Raw genomic sequence first — 18,406 nt, forward strand, 5'->3', positions numbered from 1 at the left:
GTTTATTTTACTTTCCGACGTATAATGTAAATGTTGAAAGCCGAAAGCAGGCACGAAACAGAAACCCCTATAAGTATTGTAGGAACAATGCTTCGCGATTCGAAATTTGACCAAACTTTTGAAACTATTGCTGTATATTGGAGTTTAATTAATAACATGAAAATTACAGATAGTAATAGTATCGACGCATTCATTATAACAACAAGGCGTTCGTAAGGGGCTGTTACCCGAAGGCGTGCATAACCAAGCAGGCGAAGTTTTTGCAGTTTTTGCATATTTTTTTCGAGTAGCAGATAAATGCTTAATACCAATATGATGAACGATAGTATGCATATTATGGTACCTACTGTGATAACAATTCCAACAAGTATTTTCAAGAAAGAGGACATCCGGCTTATCGCCACATTTTCACCTTCCACTTCGTATCCTTTTTCTTTAAGAAATTCGGCTATGCGTGTATCTGTTATGTTATCTATTTCGAGTATTAGACGCGATGCATTCGCATTTTTTTCGTTTCCGTAATTTTGATTAGCCCATTCCATAAATGTTGATGGCACCAAAATTGTATTTATACGGTTAGACAGGCCTACTATGCGGCCTTTCATTTGTTTTCGTTGTCCTTGCCCGAATATTGTAACATCCAGAGGCACTACACCTATCATCCCCTCTGTTATTTTGGGCATTTCCTGCGATTCGGCAAACCCGAAGTTATATAGATCAAGATAGTTTTTGGGTAATATTATGGGGATAGTGTTATCGACAGGCGAGAAACGCCAATCGTTGCTTTTTACGTCGATAAATTTATCGGGAATCGATTCGAAAAACATTTCTGTTCCAAATCGTACACCTTTCTGGTTGATACCTGCATATACCCCGAATCGGGAAGGTACAAATATCCCCAGATCCTTAACAAATCCCGAATTGCGCAGTTCGTTTATTTCGTCAGGAGTAAAGCCCGATGCTCCCGACGCAAAAGTATTAAGGATACTTACTTTTTTAGTGATAGTAAAAAAATCGCGTTTAAATAAGTCGTCTTTTTGTGTAAATATAGGGTTTATGTCGGAATAAAACTGAATGGCTACCAAAACAATAGTCATTCCTATAAGGTTGGCTGCAAAAAAACCGATAAGTTGTGCTTTGCTTATATTTTCTTTTAATAGTTTCCAAACCAAATTCATAGCGCATAATCTTTATTATAGTTCAACGGAAGGTGTTTTCCTATCGAGGTTACAATTATGGCTGCCTCTTGTAATTTAGCCTCTTGTTCTACAAGTTCGGCAACTATATTTGCGTTTTTATCATCAAGGTGGCTGATAGGTTCGTCAAGTATAATAAAATTGAAAGGCTGGCAGAGGCAACGAATTATAGCAACCCGCTGTTGTTGTCCCCACGACATTTTAACTATCTTTTGGTTTAGTTTGTCTTTGATACCAAGTATACCGAACATTTCGGTAATCTGTTTTGAGGTTTTGTGGTTTGTAAGTGTGTTTTTTAGCAGAACGTTTTCTAGAGCTGTAAGTTCGGGGAATAGCGCTAAATCCTGAAACAGTAAGCTTAAATGATTGGTGCGTATCAAATCCCATTCTTTGCCGGAGATACTGTTCAAATTGCTTTTGTCAAAAAAAATGCTGCCCGAAAAGTCCTTTCTGTAGCCATATATAAAACTACAGAAAGAACTTTTCCCTTTTCCGGAGGCAGCTTCAATAAGATAAGAATTTCCTCTGTCGAAGTTTATGTCTTGTTTCCATATACCCGATTCTAAATTGTCCGTATCGGCAAATACATCAGGTAATACACTTCGGAGCAAAATTCTATCCATAAGTTTTTTATTATCTCATTTTGTCGTTCATTGCTGTAAGCAATTTATCAACATATTGGAATATAACAGCCAAACTGTTTTTGCTGCTGTCTGTTACAGCTAATTTTCCATTAGCATCTTCGTTTGAGCCTGCATATTCGTATTTATCGAATAAGTCGATAAATTCGCCAAGTAAAGTATTAGCTTCCTTGTCCGAAACTTCTTTCAATACAGGAGCTTTCAACGACTTGATGTTTCCGGCAAACATAACAGCTTTACCTTTAGCCAAAGCATCGTAACCTTTTGATATAGTTGAAGATGATTTGATAGCATTATAAGTGGCTTCGCTGTTAGTAAAGTATAACATGTTGTTGGTTAAACCTACATAAGCTGTAGTGCCTTCTATATCGCCGCTGTAAGTGTTTTCGTCAATTTGTTTTAGGTCTTCCGATTCAGCTTTACCGATAGCCATTTTCAACAAATCAAACAAAGACTTTCCATCCTTCATATCCATCATTAAAGAGAACTCAGGGAAAGTAGAATCGTATTCGCCCCATGAACGTTCTTTCTTAATAGAAAGAATATTTGTCAATCCTAAAGTAATATCGCCTTCAATATTGCTTACAATTGATTGAACATTGATGCCATTTTCTTCGTCGTTTACTTCATCTTCAATTTTCTCGATAACGCCAATTCTTTTCAAGAAATCGTATATACCTGCTCCTTTAAGATTTGCAGACATCACGAAAATTGGATTTTCTGCAATGTATTTTAATTGTTCGCCTTTTAGCTCGCCACATATCGAAGCTCCTAACTCTTTATATTTAGCTTCTATTTCGGCAGAATTGTAGAACATATCATTGCTTGCTGCGATCTCTCCTTTTTCAAACGAAATATACATTCCTTGCGAAACTCCGTCTAATTTATCAAGTTCGGCAGAAGCTCCTTCGGGCAACGTTATGCCCGACATAGCGAACATAGATTTGAACATGTCAGGAGAATATGCATAGAACACCGAAATGTCTTTTTTATTTCCTTCGAATTTAGCAAAAGCTTCTTTCGATCTGATACTTTGGTCTTTACCTTGTGTTAATTGTTTTTTAGCCATAGCCAACATGTCAACCGATTCGTTGTTCGAATTTCTGTAGTTATACATATTCATTGAGGCTATTATAAGAAATTTTTCTTTGTTCCAAGCAAAAACTCCATTGTTGCCCATCGATATATAATGTATGCCATCTTCTTCTTTAAGCATTTCCGACTCTTTCATGTTCGGGATGTTCAGAAGAGATTGTTTTAATTTGTCAGCGTTGTTTACTCCCAATATAACACCGAAAGTTTTGTAATCGGTATAGAAGTAAGCTTCATTTTTAAGGTTTAACCCCAAAGAGTTTACATCTTTAGTGAAAGCATCTATCATATCTACTACCGATTGCTCACTTCCGATCATGGCTTTAGCCATATTTATACCTCTTTGTACGGTTACATTTTTGAAAATGTCGTAGTTTGACTTTTCAATCATCGATTGTGTGTTGATATGTACTACATATCCCATGTCTGCAGGAATAGCATCTGCTAAATCCTGTGTCGTTTTTTTACACGAGGAAAAGGCAAAAACTGCAGTTGCTAGAACTAGAAAAAGTTTTGAAATTCTCATAATCAATAATATTTTAGAGTGTGAAAAAGTGTTTATGTTAAAGCTTGTGAATCTGGTAATAATCAGAATCAACGTCAAAAATAATGAATTTCTGTTTTTTTTTAACTGTTATTAGGCCTTTTTTTTCTGTTAAAATCATCTCTTTTGCCTGCGAATATATCATATTTACGAAATTCGCATTCAAGAGAACCATTAACTAAGGGTATTCTTTGCGAGTGTTTTAGTCCTATCATATTGAACAGTTCTTTTTTGTAGCTCAAAATCCATACTGTATATCCTGTAAAAACATGTTTCATGCGTTCGCCAATTATCTGGTAAAGCCCCAATAAATCGTCAGGTTTTAATCGTTCTCCATAGGGAGGATTGGTAACAAGCATGGCATTTGGAGCTGGAGCTTCTGTGTACTGTTGTATGGGTTTTACGCTTAACTCTATATATTTGCTGAGTCCTGCACTTTTTACATTTTTACGTGCTGTTTCTATTGCCGAGGGCAAAATATCCGAGCCGTATATTTTATAATTGAATTCTTGTTCGTTACTATCTTCGTTGTAAATGTATTCAAAGAGTTCTTTATCGAAGTCGGCCCATTTTTCGAAAGCAAATTTTTTACGATATATTCCGGGAGGGATATTCATGGCTATCATAGCAGCTTCAATAAGCAATGTTCCCGAGCCGCACATGGGATCGACAAATGCCGATTGTCCTTTCCATTTGGTTTTCAATATCATTCCGGCGGCTAATACCTCATTTAGCGGAGCCTCGGTTTGCTCTATGCGGTAGCCTCTTTTATGTAAGGATTCTCCCGAACTGTCTAACGATACAGAACAGGTATCTTGTGCGATGTGTATATTTATTAGTAAATCGGGATTAGCTGTGCTAACTGAGGGGCGTTTACCTGTGCGTTCTGTAAAATAGTCAACAATACCATCTTTTGCACGGTAGGCTACAAATTTGGAGTGACTGAATATTTGCGAGAAAACCACCGAATCGATCGCGAAGGTATTTTTCTCGTTCATGTATATACTCCAATCTATTTTTTTTATTTCAGCATATAGCTCATCGGCATTTTTTGCAGTAAATGAGTGGATAGGTTTCAATATTCTGAGAGCTGTACGGCAACATATATTTGCTTTATAAAGCAGTTCGGTATCACCATCGAACGATACCATTCGTCGGCCAATTTCAAGATTATCAGCACCTAAAGCAATGAGCTCTTCTGCCAAAACATCTTCGAGGCCTCCCATCGTTTTGGCAATCATATTGAATTTCTTTCTCATCTGTATTTCTTATATAGTTCAAAAATAGCACTTTTATAATTAAAATACAGTCTAAAGTTGCTTATTTTAAGTAATAAACTAAAAAAACAGGCTGTTCGGTATTTCCGAACAGCCTGTACAATATTTTGTATTTGTTTTATTATCTTGTAGCCAGATAAGTGCTATTTGCAATTTGACGGAAAGCCATCATTCCTGCATTTGACAGTTCTACTGTTTGTTCGCTACCATTAGGCATATATACAATAGCTTCGTTTTCGTCAACTATTTTGATAAGTTTAGTAGACTCTTCGTTTTGAACTACACTCCATGTATTATCTTCTTTGTTGTAAATAAGTTCAACAGCTTCTCCAGCTTCGTTCTGAATTTGATAGCCGTTTTCTAAAGTTTCAACAGTGTAAATTCCATTTTCACCTTTAACCTCTTTTACTATTCCTGCTTCGATAGGATTATCTCCGGTCCAGAATTCTATTGAGTTGATAACAAGCAAATCGGCTACCATCGATAGTGGATACACCGGAACAATATTAAGCGCAACAAACACCAGTTCGTTCACAAATTTGTTATCAACAGTTTTGTTCCAAGCCAAAATCTTGTTCGAAAGTGAAAAAGATCCAATACAGGACGAAAACATAATACTGCTGCTTAGTGCTACTACAGCAGACATAATTAATACATTTTTTCTCATAATTACTTTTTTTGAAGGTTTAGTTTTTATAACAATAATAGTCTTTTAAAGTTCAGAACAAGGATTGAAAATAAATTTTAAATTCAATATTCTATTTTTTTAGATTTTTATAGATTGCTTCGGCAATAAAAAAATCCTCTTCCCAGTCGATGTCGAAAGCATCTATTTCATTATTTTCGAACAGATATGGAGTTGCACCAATTCTGTCTTGCATGTTTTTATATATGTCGGTTCCTGCCAAAAATATACCACTGTCTACTTCGAACAAAGGTTCTATAGTTTGTGTACGTGGCCATTTCTCTTTGTTACGATCGTAATTAACCGCTCCGTTTTTGTCCCAGATAAATGTACGTAAAGACATGACCGACATAAGCGAATCGTTACTGCCCGACATTAAATTATCTTTGTAGATATTTATTGCCTTTTCGTATATTAGAGCATCTACAAAAGGAGATGTTACATGAGTCCACAAAACGGCTCCATCTGTGATAATAGTTGGGACATATTTCACTAAATCATCAGTTGAAGTCGACGACGTCGCTAAATGTTCGGGACGGCGATCTATTAATACCTTTCTGTTGTTCAGTTTTTTTGCTATATCTATTACTTCATCGTCGTTCGTCGATAAGACTATACTATCAATAGATTTACATTCTATTAATTGATTCAGTTTTATTTTAAGCAGCCCTCCTTCTATACCGGCAAAAGGGCGGGTGTTTTTTTTAGGCACCCTCTCGCTTCCGGCTCTACAAGGCAAAAATACTGTTATTTTCATCTATATGTATTTTTAGTCAGTTAATAATCCGAAAACGGACAGGTTTTTGATACCTTGGTATTTAGTAGCTGTTATAGTTGCGATATTAATTCCCGGATTTTTATCAACAAACCTTGATAGCAGGTATTCGTTTTCGTGTGTAAGCATGCGTTCATTATCATTTATTGTGCCATCGTATCCATCATATCCTGCTATATATATGGTGTTTACTCCTAGTTCAATAATAGTTTGAAGGGCTAAAGCCGTATGAGAATCCTGATACAACGACGAGAATGTGATGTTGTTCAGTTCGAAGCTTTTATCTATCAATCTGTTCGGAACGTAGGTTCCCATTTTGCGTGGGTAGGGGGGGAGCACGCATGACATGATATCTATATTGAATCCTGCGAAAACTTTCTCCAACCGATGTCCTTCATTACCTACAAGACAGAAAAATTGCGGTATATCAATATCTTTGTAATAATCGGCATTTTTACTGCTTGCATGTATTATACATATTTGTTTGTCTTTCAGTTTGTTTATAAATTGCTTTATAGGATTAGCTTTTGTTGCAGCCGAAGGTCCACCGCCTATAATGAAGGCGTAATCAAACTTTTTTCTGCCAGCGTTAAATACCGGTAATTTTAAGTTGTCCCCTTTTTTATCCCGCATATTGTGTAGCGCCTGCAGTATACTGTTTATCGAATAAAAACGGCGTGTAACCCAATCCATAACATCTTTTTGTGGTAATGAGTTGAAACCCGAAACCATATAGGGCAAGTTGGTGCCCCATCCGTATTTTTCTCTTAATTTTTCAAAATCTGATACTGTAAGTCCTAAGCTGTTAAAATCGGTGTTAACACCTTCTTTCGAAGAAAGATAGGACAAAAGTAATTCTGTGCGCAGATTGCCAGCTCCTCGTCCCATTCCGCAGATAGTTGCATCTATAATATCACAACCACTTTCTATTGCCGATAAGGTGTTTGCAAAAGCCAGTTCAGTATTATTGTGCCCGTGGAATCCAACTTTACAGTGTAATATCTGTTTCATTCTTTTTGTTAGTTTTTCAACACCATCTGGAAACATTGCTCCAAAGGAGTCGACCATCGAAAAAGAATCTACCAAACCATTTAATGCTTTTACTTTATCTTCGAAACCGGGGTATTCGTCCCATTTTGACATATACATAACATTGAACCCTACTTCGAAGCCCATTTCTTTTACTTCTTTGGCTATCAGGATAGCTTTATCCATATTTTTAGGGTCGACAGCCATTCGTATAATATCGACATGCCCGACACACGATGCCAAAAGCTTTGATGCATCGCCCGGATTTATTTCTTTCTCGTTAAGCATAATGCCTATCTTTTTCGATGGCATTTGTTTACGTGCTTCTTTAATAATGTAATCAGGGCAATAATTAAATTCACCTTTATATCCACCATCAATGACTAACGATCGATAGCCAATTTCGACATATGTTACAGGCAAATTCTCCATTGCCTGAAAATAATTGCTGACGAGAGGATAGTCGAAATCCCAATTAGTATAATAACCACCGTCTCTAAGCGTACAATCTAAAATCTCTATCATAATAATTGTGGATTAAAAACGTAACCTATAACTTTGGTTATGTCTTGCGTTATATCTTCTTTCGGAGCTTGTTTAAATATTTCAAGTTTTGTTTCGAACGATTCCATATCGTAAAACTTGTCATCCATACCATAAAATTCTTCATTCTCCATCTCTGTCCATCTCAAAGATATTTTTCCTAAAGCTAACGATTCGTAGTAAGCGGTTGTGTTTACAGCTATTGTGAAATCGACAAGGTCGGAATTTAATAGTTCTTGCACAGAATGTTCTTTTCCTAGAAATATCATACGATTTTTTACGTTTGCAAATTGCTTGTGGTCGGAGTCGAGCAGAAAAGGATGCTTTTTAAGGTAGAACAATATTTTATTGTCTTTTTGCTTTTCGTTATATTCGTTCAATAACTTCAACAATCTGTCATTCGTCTCGGTATATATACCTCTTCCTAGTAGTACAAGGCAGCGGGTAAACGATTGATTTATCTTATTTTCGGATATTCTGATGTCTTTATATTTAGGGTTCCCGAAAAGTATTAGTCGCTTGTGATCGATGCCTTTAGATGTAAGGTAGTCTATTGTAGATTGCCCCCAACACAAAAGTTTTTGAGAAATGAAATTATCAAAGTTTATATAGTCGAAAGGAAGAAAAAGTTTGAAATCGCAAAAAATACCATGTTGCAACGATATTGTTTCAATCTTCCGTTTATTGAAGTATTCGGTTAACAAGCTTTCGTCCTTGTATGCCGAATTAAAACATATATAATGTTTTATTTGGGGCGTTTTATACTTCTCAACAAATCTTATCTGGTTGAATAGTTTCGTAAGTAGAGCCACCAAAAAAAGTTTTGTCATAAGGGTTTCTCCGGCTGACCTGAAAACAACAACTCTAAATGCTTTTATCAGATGTTTTAGGTAGAAGAAATTGAGAACAAAGAATTTTGTTACAGGTAATTCCGAAAGATCAATTACTTCTACATCTGCGTAATCATTTTTTGCTGCTTCTGCAAGTTCTTTATAATCACTTCTATTTATAAGATAAGTAATAACCGTATCGTGCTCTGATTCAAATATTTTGTGAAAATCTGAAGATTGCGTACTTAAATAAAATTGTTTAAAAACATCCCGTGCCGATGGGTTTTCATCAGCAAATATATAATTGAGATAGCCGGGAACTAGTTTCTGCAAATTATACCCTTTGTAAGAGTAGTTTAATTTGTCTTTTAAAGTTTTATATCGTTTGTATAGTTTATTATCCATTTTCCTGTTATTACTTACAAAAGTAAAGAAATGTCTTCATAAGCTGATGTCATTTCCCGAAAAATAGCTTCACGTTATTGTCTGATGGCGGCATATCCAGTTGCATGTATTCGGGCGATAAATCAATAGGCAGATCGGCTTCTTGGGCTATTTCTTTTATTCTCAGGATGAGATCGTCATTTAGTTCTTCGTCGCCTTGCAGATGTAAGATTACGATTTCGCTACCAAGATCTGCAATTTTTTCAAGAATGGCATCCGATGCAATTTTTAAATTACGTTCTCTTATTTTTTGCTTCACTATTTCTTTAGCCCATTGTTTCACATGCTTGCGTCCATCTTCCCAAAAATCCGGATTAGCTTCTACATCGGTTACGCGAAAGGTTTTAATGTCTAGAGCATCGTTAGTCATCTCTGCGATTCTGTACGAGAACGGATAAACTGATAATGCTCCTGTTTCAATGTCGTATAGTTTATTGCCTTTATCAGATTCGAATTCTGAAATGTCATTAGAATGAAAATGCCCAGTGAATATAAATTTAACTCCGTTATCAGCAAATAAAGAGGCAAGCCTTCGCCAATCGTCTACAAGGTATTGTGGAAAAATAAGATCCTGAAATATTATATGTTCGATTAATCCGTGGTGCATCAGGCCAATAACCTTCTTGTTTTTTTGTTTTGCCTGAGATAAAACTTCTGTTATCCACTGCTCTGTCGAAGGTTGTATATGCCCTGCTGTAATTGTTTGGTTAGTATATTCTTTATGTTTGTTCGAGTCTATTGCTAGTAACCACGTGTCGACTGTTAATTCGGCAACGTAGCTTAACGAGGTTGTATCTTTATATATGGCATCATTATATCCACATTGCGAGTAAATGGTTTCGAATTCGGAAGCCGATATGTTTTCAACTTTGTAAGTTGTATTTTCTTTGAAGCCGATAGGGTTCGGCACATTTATATCATGATTGCCCGGAATAACGTATATTTTGACACCTGCGTCGATAAGAGGTTGCAATTTTAATATAAATTCTTCATGGCTTTGCTTTTCTCCATCCTTAGTCATATCGCCGGGAATGAGGAGTATATCGATTTTTCTATCATAAAAATCGGCTAAGGTTTTGTCTAATATAGCAGAGATGTCGGATATATTTCTTCCGGCAATTCGCTCATAGTTTTTATGTGCATTGCCTCCATCCGTTAGTTTCCCGGATAGATAATGCATATCGCTCATAATACCTATTGTAACGATTTCAGATTCTGTTACGGCACAGGACGACATACAAATAAAAAGGAATATGAGTTTGAGAAGATTTCTCACGATATTAGAAATTATTATAGTAAATCTCTTCTTCAATATGTTGTATTTTGTCGTTCGTTTTACGTATGACCAGATAACCACATATAAATAGTATTATTGCAGCTAACAGAATAAGTGCTCCTCTTTGGATTGTTTCGGCTTGTCTTTTATATATGCCGGCTATTAGCATAATAAGTCCCAATAAACCCATCGCTCCTATAATATATTTTCCAATATCAATAAGGTCTAAAAGTAAATCCATAATGTTATAAGTAAATATCGTACCTGTAAAGGTACTAATATTTTTTTATTCTTTTAGCAGGTCTGTCTTAAAGCTATTTTTAGATATAAAACCCGATTATCTGTTCTACAAATAACCGGGCTTCTGTGATATATAAATCAAGTTCAGATTGAGTACTATTTATCCTTCTCGGTAAATAACGCCATTTTAACCTGTAGCTTATTACCTATGTCAATAACATCAATAACATCTTGTATTGTTAAAGTCTTATCGGCTTGTAACAAAACGTTGAACTCTTCATTTTCTGCCTTACTAGCTAGTTTGGCAGCTAAAAGTGGTTCTATTTCGTCGAATGTTACTGCCTGATCGTCTATCGCATATTGACGGTCGGCTGTGATATAAACGATAATTGATTTTTTTATCAGGACATTTTCGGATGTTGCAGACTTGGGTAATACCACACGTATAGCCGCGGGAGTTACCATTGTTGATATGATGAGAAAGAACAGTAGCAGGAAGAACATAATATCATTCAGCGATGATGTATATACTTCTGCACTTCTGGTTTTCCGACGTTCTATTTTCATGTTTCTTACTCTTTTCCTGTTTGTTCTGATTTGCGGGCAGCTTTGATGGCTTTTAATGCATCATTTCCTGCTTTCTCCATATTAACAACAGCCCTGTCAATACGTCCGTTTAGTATATAGAATCCTGAATAAGCAACAATACCAACTAATAACCCTGCTCCCGAACAAATCATCTTTTGGTAAAGCCCATCTGATATGTTTGCTATATTCAGGTCGTTAGTCATCGATATATTATAAAATATCAATATTACTCCAAATATTGTACCAAGGAACCCGAGCATAGGTGCAATAGATGCTGTAATTCCTAAATAATTCATTCCTCTTTCAAGAAAAGATAATTGTTGGCGTGCTTCTATCTGCATTGCATCCTCAATATCTTTTTCGGTATTGTTTATTTCTTTTAGCCCTGCGGCTATAACTTTGCCCGATGCATAAGGGCGTTCGAGACAAAAGCGAAGGGCTTTGTCTGTTTTATTTTCTGATATGAGTTCGATAACCCGAGACATCCATATCGAATCGTTTTTACCCATGCGGCTGATAGCTAACCATCGCTCTATAATCAAGTATATAGCTAATAGCGACAATAAAAAGATAGGTAATAAAATCCATCCTCCTTTTAATACTAAGCTGAAATAAGAAGTACCTTCAGCGGGAACAGCTTCTGCTGTTTCTGTTAATTGAGCTGTAGCCGCTTGTGTGGCTTGAAGTAAAACAAATAGGTTCATAAGTTGAATTCAGGTGATACTTGTGAATTATTAAAATGCAAAAATCGACAAGATAGATGAATAAACATTACTACATTGTCGATTTTTAAAGAATATTGTTATTTTTTAAGTACGAACGTCATTTTCTTACATCCCGAAACTAACAGAACTGATAAATTCATATATGCAGCTAACCAAGCCGACAGCTCCGATGCCTATCATCGAAAATACAAGTGATGTTTTCAGATAGCTATCGGTTTTAAGAGTTTCGATAGGAGAATTGTTTTTATTAATAAACATAGCCTTCACTACCAATAGGTAATAATAAAGCGATATTATTGTGTTTAGGAATGCCAATATAACAATAACTATACTTGCTACGCTTCCATTCTCCATTGCTGCGATAAATACAAACATTTTGCTGAAGAATCCTGCAGTAAACGGAATACCTCCCAGCGAGAACATTGCTATCATCATTGCAAGCGACAGTTTAGGATTTGTATGGTATAGCCCGTTATAATCGTCCATGTTAACTTTGCCTGTTTTATCTTCGATGGCAGATATTACACCGAAAGCAGCCATGTTTGAAAATACATAAACAAGAATGTAGTATATCGAAGCAGACATTCCCAACGCTGTTCCTGTGTATACACTCAACATAATATAACCTGCCTGCGATATTGATGAGAATGCGAGGAAGCGTTTCATGTTTTTTTGGCGAAGGGCAAATAAATTACCTACAGTTATAGTAAGTAAGATAATAATCCAAAGGATTACATACCAAACTTCGGACAAAATAGGGAATACATGATATAGAATTGCCATCAGGGCAAAAACCGAAGCTCCTTTTGATATAGTTGACAAATAAAGAGTAACATTTGTAGGAGCTCCTTCGTAAACATCGGGTGCCCACATGTGGAACGGAACAAGCGATATTTTAAAGAATAATCCTGATAGGAAGAATATCATCGCCATTATTGTTAAAGGCCCGAATGTAAGGGTCGTCACAATGTCGCTAAAGTAAAGCGACCCACATGCCCCATATAGGAACGATATTCCGAACAACATTACAGCCGACGAGAATACTGCATTGAATATATATTTTGCCCCTGCTTCGGCAGAGTGATGTGTGTACTTGTCGAATGCGACTAGTGCTGCGATTGGTAAAGAAGCGGTTTCTAATCCGATGAAGAATAACAGGAAGTGTCCCGAAGAAATCATCAGATACATACCTAATAAAGTAAGGATTGTAAGCATAAAATATTCGCCCCGCTTATGTATCGATTCGGGTTTCGACAGCCACGAGTTAGCCTGCAAAAAGATGAGGAATACACCTACATTTAAAATGCATTTAACCGTTCCTCTAGCCATATCGGCAATATACATACCTGCAAATTTCTCACCTGTCTCTTTCAGTACTGTGAAACAAAATACCGTATGTGCTAGAAACAACAGGCATGCTACGGGGAAATAGTATTTTTTAGCGTTGTCTGAAGCAAACAAATCGTACAATATAAGTATTAGAAATACCACTATGAGCGATAATTCGGGCTTCATCAACAAATAATTACTTAAATCCATCTTATATTTTTATTTTATATTTTTCAAAAACAATAATCTAATCTTAATTCAGGCTTGAACTGATAAGGTCGGAAATCCATCCGGGGAATAACCCCATTCCGGCAACACATATAATAAGCCCTACAACGGCAACTTTTTCGTGCCAAACTGCATCGGTCAGTTCAAGATGATGCTCGTCCACTACTTTGCCATAAAGTATTTTACCTACAACTTTCAGAATGTAAACTGCTGTTATAACAATAGAAGCACATGCCATAATTGTAAGCACACGGTGGAATGTATCCTGATGTTGGAACGAACCTACGAAGATTGTCATTTCGGCAACAAAACCACTTAATCCGGGTAACCCCAACGATGCCAAACCGGCAATAACATATGCAACAGATAAGAAAGGCATAATTTTCATCAATCCTCCTAGCTCTCGGATATCACGGGTATGTGTTCTTCCGTAAATCATACCGATAAGGGCAAAGAAAAGAGCTGTCATTAATCCATGCGAAAGCATTTGCATTACCGCACCTGTGGTAGCAGTCTGATTCATCATTAAAATAGCAAACAATACCAGCCCGCAATGGCTAACAGAAGAGTAAGCATTTATATATTTCAAATCGTTTTGAGCAATGGCTCCAAAAGCTCCATACACTACACTTATGCCTGTAAGTATGAGGAATATCCACGAAAGTTCGTTTGCTGCCTCAGGCATAAGTTTCATGGCTATGCGGAAACATCCGTAGCCTCCTAATTTCATTAATACACCTGCGTGAAGCATCGAAACGGCAGTTGGCGCAGAAGCGTGACCGTCGGGCGACCAAGTGTGAAATGGAAATAATGCACCAAGAACACCAAAACCTACAAACGTAAGCGGAAATATCCAATACTGAGCCGACAATGGAATAGCTGCATTTTGTGCAACCTCAAGTATATTAAATGTATAATCGCCTGTTGTTGACGAATTGAAATAAATACCTAGCAAACCAACGAACAAGAATGCCGAACCACCCATCAACATCAGGGTAAGTTTCATGGCAGAGTATTCTTTACGTCCTGTTCCCCACAACCCGATAAGCAAGTACATTGGTATAAGTGCTATTTCGTAAAAGAAGAACATTGTAAACATGTCTATCGAAATGAAGAAGCCATAGACCCCTGTAGCTAGTAATGTTAACCACATGAAGAAGTCTTTGGTCAGCGGTTTCAAGTTCCACGATGCGAATGTCCCTGTAAACACAATTATCGAAGTCAGCAATAACATGATAACCGATATGCCGTCTACTCCTATAGCATAATGTATATTAAGCGACTTGAACCATACAACATCACGTATAAACAACATTTCGGCTGTGTTTCCTGCGCTACGTTCAGCATAGAACATGTATAGCAGAACCAATGTCAGAATTAACTCTATTGTTGCCCCGATAACGGCAACTGTCCTTACTTGTTTAATATTGCGGCAAGGTATAAATGCCAGCAGCATTAAAACGGGAACAAGAACTAACGATGATAGAATATCCATTTTATATAATATCTTATATTTTTACTATTCGGTTATTTACATATAAAGCACACGATGCAAATTGCAGCGAAAACAAATACAAAACACAATGCTCCTACAAGATAGGTAGTTGCATAACTTTGTATGCGCCCCGATTGCCATCCTTTTATTTTATTCGATGCACCGTTGGTTACAAATGCAAGCCCGTCCATAAATGCATCAACTATGTGACGGTCGAACCATGCAATAGGACGCGATATGCAATTGAATATAATTTTACGTGTGATGAACAACCAGATTTCGTCGAAATAGAATTTGCGGTATGCTGCACGATAAAAACCGTTGAATCCGTTTGCAACTTTGTCGGGCAATTCCGATTTTTTGAAATACATTGCTGTAGCAATGCTTATTCCTATTACTGCAATCAGAATACTTGGTCCTCCGATAGTCCAATCGATATGTGCTTCGAAAGGAAGACGGTCGGCTGTTATTAAGTCGGCAAATGGCACAAAACCGCCAATTACTGTAAATATAGCCAATATCATTAATGGTATAGTCATTACTAATCCGGCTTCGTGTGGCTCGTGATGATAGTGCTGGTCTTTTCCATTGTGGAATATACGGTAATACAAGCGGAACATATAAAATGCGGTTAAACCGGCTCCAAGGAATAGACAAGTGAACATAAACTTGTTTGTATGGAATGCTGCCGCTAAAATTTCGTCTTTACTGAAAAATCCTGAAAATGGAGGAATGCCCGCAATCGCTAAACAAGCAATAAGGAACGTTATGTGTGTGATAGGAAGTTTTTTCCAAAGTCCGCCCATATCTTTCATTTCGTTGCTGTGCACGGCATGTATAATTGCTCCTGCTCCCAAGAATAATAACGCCTTGAAGAATGCATGTGTAAATAAGTGGAACATTGATGCCATATAACCTAACCCATCGTGTCCGGCATATCCCGAAACACCTAGCGAAGTGATCATATATGCAATTTGCGATATGGTAGAGTAGGCAAGTACCCGTTTAATATCGGTTTGAGTACATGCTACAATTGCGGCGAAAAGCGATGTTATACAACCGATGTAGCCAATTATTTCTAAAACTTCGGGTGTCCCAAAAAGATAAACAGGGAACAGGCGCGCAACAAGAAATACACCTGCAACCACCATTGTGGCAGCATGAATAAGCGCCGAAGCCGGTGTAGGTCCTTCCATTGCGTCGGGCAACCAAATGTGGAACGGCATCATAGCCGATTTACCTGCACCTCCGATAAAGATAAACATCATAGCCCACGATAGTACCGAAAAACCAAGGAATGATACACCTAATGTTTCTTGCACAAACGAAGCATTCGGGTTAGTTAGTGTTGCAAAGTCGAACGTTTCGGAATAGAACGAAACAATAAGTATTCCGATAAGGAAAAACAGGTCGGCAAAACGTGTAACTATAAATGCCTTTTTTGAAGCTGCAACAGCCGAAGGTTTTGTATAATAAAAACTGATAAGGCAATACGACGATACTCCTACAAGTTCCCAGAAAATGTACATCTGAAAAATATTAGTGGCTACCACCAATCCCAGCATTGAGAACGAGAATAACGAAAGGAATGCGTAGTAGCGCTGAAATCCTCTTTCGCCCTTCATGTATCCCAAACTGTATATATGTACCATAAGCGATACGGTTGTGATAACAACAAGCATCATTACCGATATAGGATCGAGCATAATACCCAGATCAATATGCAATTTATCGGTGAATTTTAACCACTCGAAGTTAAGTGCTGTAATTGTTCCGAAAGCTCCTTCGGCAGAACGCCCTATTTTAAAGAAGTATTCGTATGCTGTCATGTACGACAAAACTGTAATGACAGATAACGACAGTGTTCCTAAAATTCCGGCAAAGGCTGGTTTCATCTTTTTACCTCCAAGTCCCAGTATGAGGAACATGATGGCCGGAAGCACTATTATTAACAATGTATATGACATATCTTATAATTTATCTTTTGTAGCTAATCAGTTTTTCAGATCTGTTATATTTTCGTCAATATATATCGATTTTACATTACGGTATATATTAATTATTATTGCTATTGCCACAGCTGTTTCGGCAGCTGCTATAGCTATCGCAAACAGTGCGAAAAAATAACCTTCGAACATTCCCGGATATAAATAACGGTTGAAAACAGCGAAGTTAATATCTACAGCATTTAGCATTAATTCTAACGACATAAGAACCATAAGAGAGTTTTTACGCGAAAGGAATCCGTATACTCCCGCAAAAAACATGATAGTACTTACTGCCAGACAAGCTTCTATTGGAATATTATTCATATCTTATATTTTTATCTTTTTCGAGCAATCATTATGCCACCTATAATACAAGCCAGTAGTAATAAACTGACAGCTTCGAATGGTAGCAGGTATTGAAACTTATCGGTACCCATCATTGTGATACCTAATGTTTTCATGTTTATTTCGCCATGAGTAAGATACTCATAAGCTTTAGTCATATTATTAAATATAATGTGACCGCATATAGCCAATCCTGCAAAAGCGGCAAGGAAAGCTATTATTATACGTTTTGGTTTTTCGGTTTTTACTTCCTTGCCCGGCTCGTGAGTAAGTAGTATCGAAAATATAAACAATACCATTACCCCTCCGGCATAAACAGCCACCTGAACAGCAGCAAGAAAATGGTAATCGATCAACAGGTAAAAACCTGCTGTTGCCAATAAAACAAACAAAAGGTATGTTGCCGATCTTATTATGCGTTTGGTTATAACCGTCATTATAGAAAAGAATACGATTACAAACGCCAGGATTGAAAATATAATTTGTTCTGCCATAATTATATGAACTTCTTTACTTTATTCTTTATTATCAACATTTGCATCAGCAGAAGCATCTGTCGACGCAGGTGTTGGTTTATCCACTTCGGCTTTAGGCTGAGCTTGTGTTTCTTCTGCAGGTTTTGCTTCTGTTTTCTCAGCAACAGGTTTTGGAGCTACTTTTTTCTCCCTCAATTTCGAGCCTTCTTTATTCAGGCGCATATCGAGTTTTCCACGCGTAAATACCGATGTTTCGAATTCGTTACTGAATTCAATTGCGCTAAACGGGCAAGTAATAACGCACAGATTACAGAATGTACACATCCCTAAATCGTAGTGATATTCGTCCAGTATTTTTTTCTTTTTACCGTCTTCGGTTTCTATCGTTTTTGTCGATATTTTTATTGTACCGTTCGGACAGTTTGTCTGACAAATGGTACAAGCAGTACAAGCATGTTCGTTGTTTTCGTCATGCGGCATAACCAATACGCCACGGAAACGGTCGGATATAACAAGTGTTTTCCTGTTTTCGGGATACTGCTGTGTTATTTTCTTAGTGAAAAGCTCTTTAAGGGTAACCCTCATTCCGGTAAGCAATGAGCCTATGCCACCAAAAAGACCTTTAAAATATTCTGAAAATGCACTCATTTTATTTAATCT

16 protein-coding genes and 2 pseudogenes are annotated in these 18,406 nt (G+C 37.0%); all 18 read right to left on the minus strand.

Annotation, left to right across the window (positions count from 1 at the left end; genetic code table 11):
* Window positions 1-2: 2 nt before the first annotated feature.
* The gene (locus D0T53_RS09500) at window positions 3-1,178 is read right to left on the minus strand and encodes an ABC transporter permease (RefSeq protein ID WP_163267237.1); all 1,176 of its coding nucleotides are present in this window, start codon (window positions 1,176-1,178) and stop codon (window positions 3-5) included.
* Window positions 1,175-1,819 (minus strand): ATP-binding cassette domain-containing protein, encoded by a 645-nt coding sequence (locus tag D0T53_RS09505; RefSeq protein ID WP_163267239.1) that lies wholly within the window; start codon window positions 1,817-1,819, stop codon window positions 1,175-1,177. Before D0T53_RS09505 ends, D0T53_RS09500 begins: the two co-directional genes overlap by 4 nt.
* 10 nt (window positions 1,820-1,829) lie before the next feature.
* Window positions 1,830-3,455 carry a DUF4836 family protein gene (locus D0T53_RS09510; protein ID WP_163267241.1) on the minus strand — a complete coding sequence of 542 codons (1,626 nt, stop codon included), beginning with the start codon at window positions 3,453-3,455 and terminating at the stop codon, window positions 1,830-1,832.
* Between the two features lie 104 nt (window positions 3,456-3,559).
* Window positions 3,560-4,732, minus strand: a pseudogene (locus D0T53_RS09515) (class I SAM-dependent RNA methyltransferase); the annotation flags it as partial.
* 139 nt (window positions 4,733-4,871) lie between these two features.
* Window positions 4,872-5,417, minus strand: a complete 546-nt coding sequence (locus D0T53_RS09520) for a DUF3332 domain-containing protein (RefSeq protein WP_163267245.1) — start codon at window positions 5,415-5,417, stop codon at window positions 4,872-4,874.
* Window positions 5,418-5,508: 91 nt separating this feature from the next.
* On the minus strand, window positions 5,509-6,192 hold the full coding sequence (locus D0T53_RS09525; protein WP_163267247.1) for a cytidylyltransferase domain-containing protein: 684 nt from the start codon (window positions 6,190-6,192) through the stop codon (window positions 5,509-5,511).
* Window positions 6,193-6,204: 12 nt separating this feature from the next.
* A complete protein-coding gene (locus tag D0T53_RS09530; RefSeq protein ID WP_185152988.1) occupies window positions 6,205-7,764 on the minus strand; it encodes a hypothetical protein in 1,560 nt (519 codons plus the stop codon).
* Window positions 7,761-9,017: a hypothetical protein gene (locus D0T53_RS09535; protein WP_163267249.1), complete on the minus strand. Its 1,257-nt coding sequence runs from the start codon at window positions 9,015-9,017 to the stop codon at window positions 7,761-7,763. The genes D0T53_RS09530 and D0T53_RS09535 overlap by 4 nt, the downstream gene beginning before the upstream one ends.
* A 49-nt stretch (window positions 9,018-9,066) precedes the next feature.
* Window positions 9,067-10,332 (minus strand): metallophosphoesterase, encoded by a 1,266-nt coding sequence (locus D0T53_RS09540; protein WP_163267251.1) that lies wholly within the window; start codon window positions 10,330-10,332, stop codon window positions 9,067-9,069.
* 4 nt (window positions 10,333-10,336) lie between these two features.
* Entirely contained in the window at window positions 10,337-10,573 is a 237-nt protein-coding gene (locus tag D0T53_RS09545) for a PepSY domain-containing protein (RefSeq protein ID WP_163267254.1), read from the minus strand.
* A gap of 155 nt (window positions 10,574-10,728) precedes the next feature.
* Window positions 10,729-11,139: a biopolymer transporter ExbD gene (locus D0T53_RS09550; protein WP_163267261.1), complete on the minus strand. Its 411-nt coding sequence runs from the start codon at window positions 11,137-11,139 to the stop codon at window positions 10,729-10,731.
* 5 nt (window positions 11,140-11,144) lie between these two features.
* Entirely contained in the window at window positions 11,145-11,864 is a 720-nt protein-coding gene (locus D0T53_RS09555) for a MotA/TolQ/ExbB proton channel family protein (RefSeq protein WP_163267263.1), read from the minus strand.
* Between the two features lie 126 nt (window positions 11,865-11,990).
* On the minus strand, window positions 11,991-13,424 hold the full coding sequence (locus D0T53_RS09560) for an NADH-quinone oxidoreductase subunit N (protein ID WP_163267265.1): 1,434 nt from the start codon (window positions 13,422-13,424) through the stop codon (window positions 11,991-11,993).
* A 43-nt stretch (window positions 13,425-13,467) separates the two neighbouring features.
* On the minus strand, window positions 13,468-14,937 hold the full coding sequence (locus D0T53_RS09565) for a NuoM family protein (RefSeq protein ID WP_163267267.1): 1,470 nt from the start codon (window positions 14,935-14,937) through the stop codon (window positions 13,468-13,470).
* A 32-nt stretch (window positions 14,938-14,969) separates the two neighbouring features.
* Window positions 14,970-16,904, minus strand: a complete 1,935-nt coding sequence (gene nuoL / locus D0T53_RS09570) for an NADH-quinone oxidoreductase subunit L (protein WP_163267269.1) — start codon at window positions 16,902-16,904, stop codon at window positions 14,970-14,972.
* Window positions 16,905-16,931: 27 nt separating this feature from the next.
* A complete protein-coding gene (gene nuoK / locus D0T53_RS09575; RefSeq protein ID WP_163267272.1) occupies window positions 16,932-17,249 on the minus strand; it encodes an NADH-quinone oxidoreductase subunit NuoK in 318 nt (105 codons plus the stop codon).
* An 11-nt stretch (window positions 17,250-17,260) separates the two neighbouring features.
* The gene (locus D0T53_RS09580; RefSeq protein WP_163267274.1) at window positions 17,261-17,764 is read right to left on the minus strand and encodes an NADH-quinone oxidoreductase subunit J; all 504 of its coding nucleotides are present in this window, start codon (window positions 17,762-17,764) and stop codon (window positions 17,261-17,263) included.
* 162 nt (window positions 17,765-17,926) lie between these two features.
* A pseudogene (locus D0T53_RS09585) lies at window positions 17,927-18,394 on the minus strand (4Fe-4S dicluster domain-containing protein); the annotation flags it as partial.
* Window positions 18,395-18,406 lie beyond the last annotated feature (12 nt).

This window comes from Dysgonomonas sp. 216 (assembly GCF_010501065.1).
In the GTDB taxonomy this organism is placed as follows: Bacteria; Bacteroidota; Bacteroidia; order Bacteroidales; family Dysgonomonadaceae; genus QVMM01.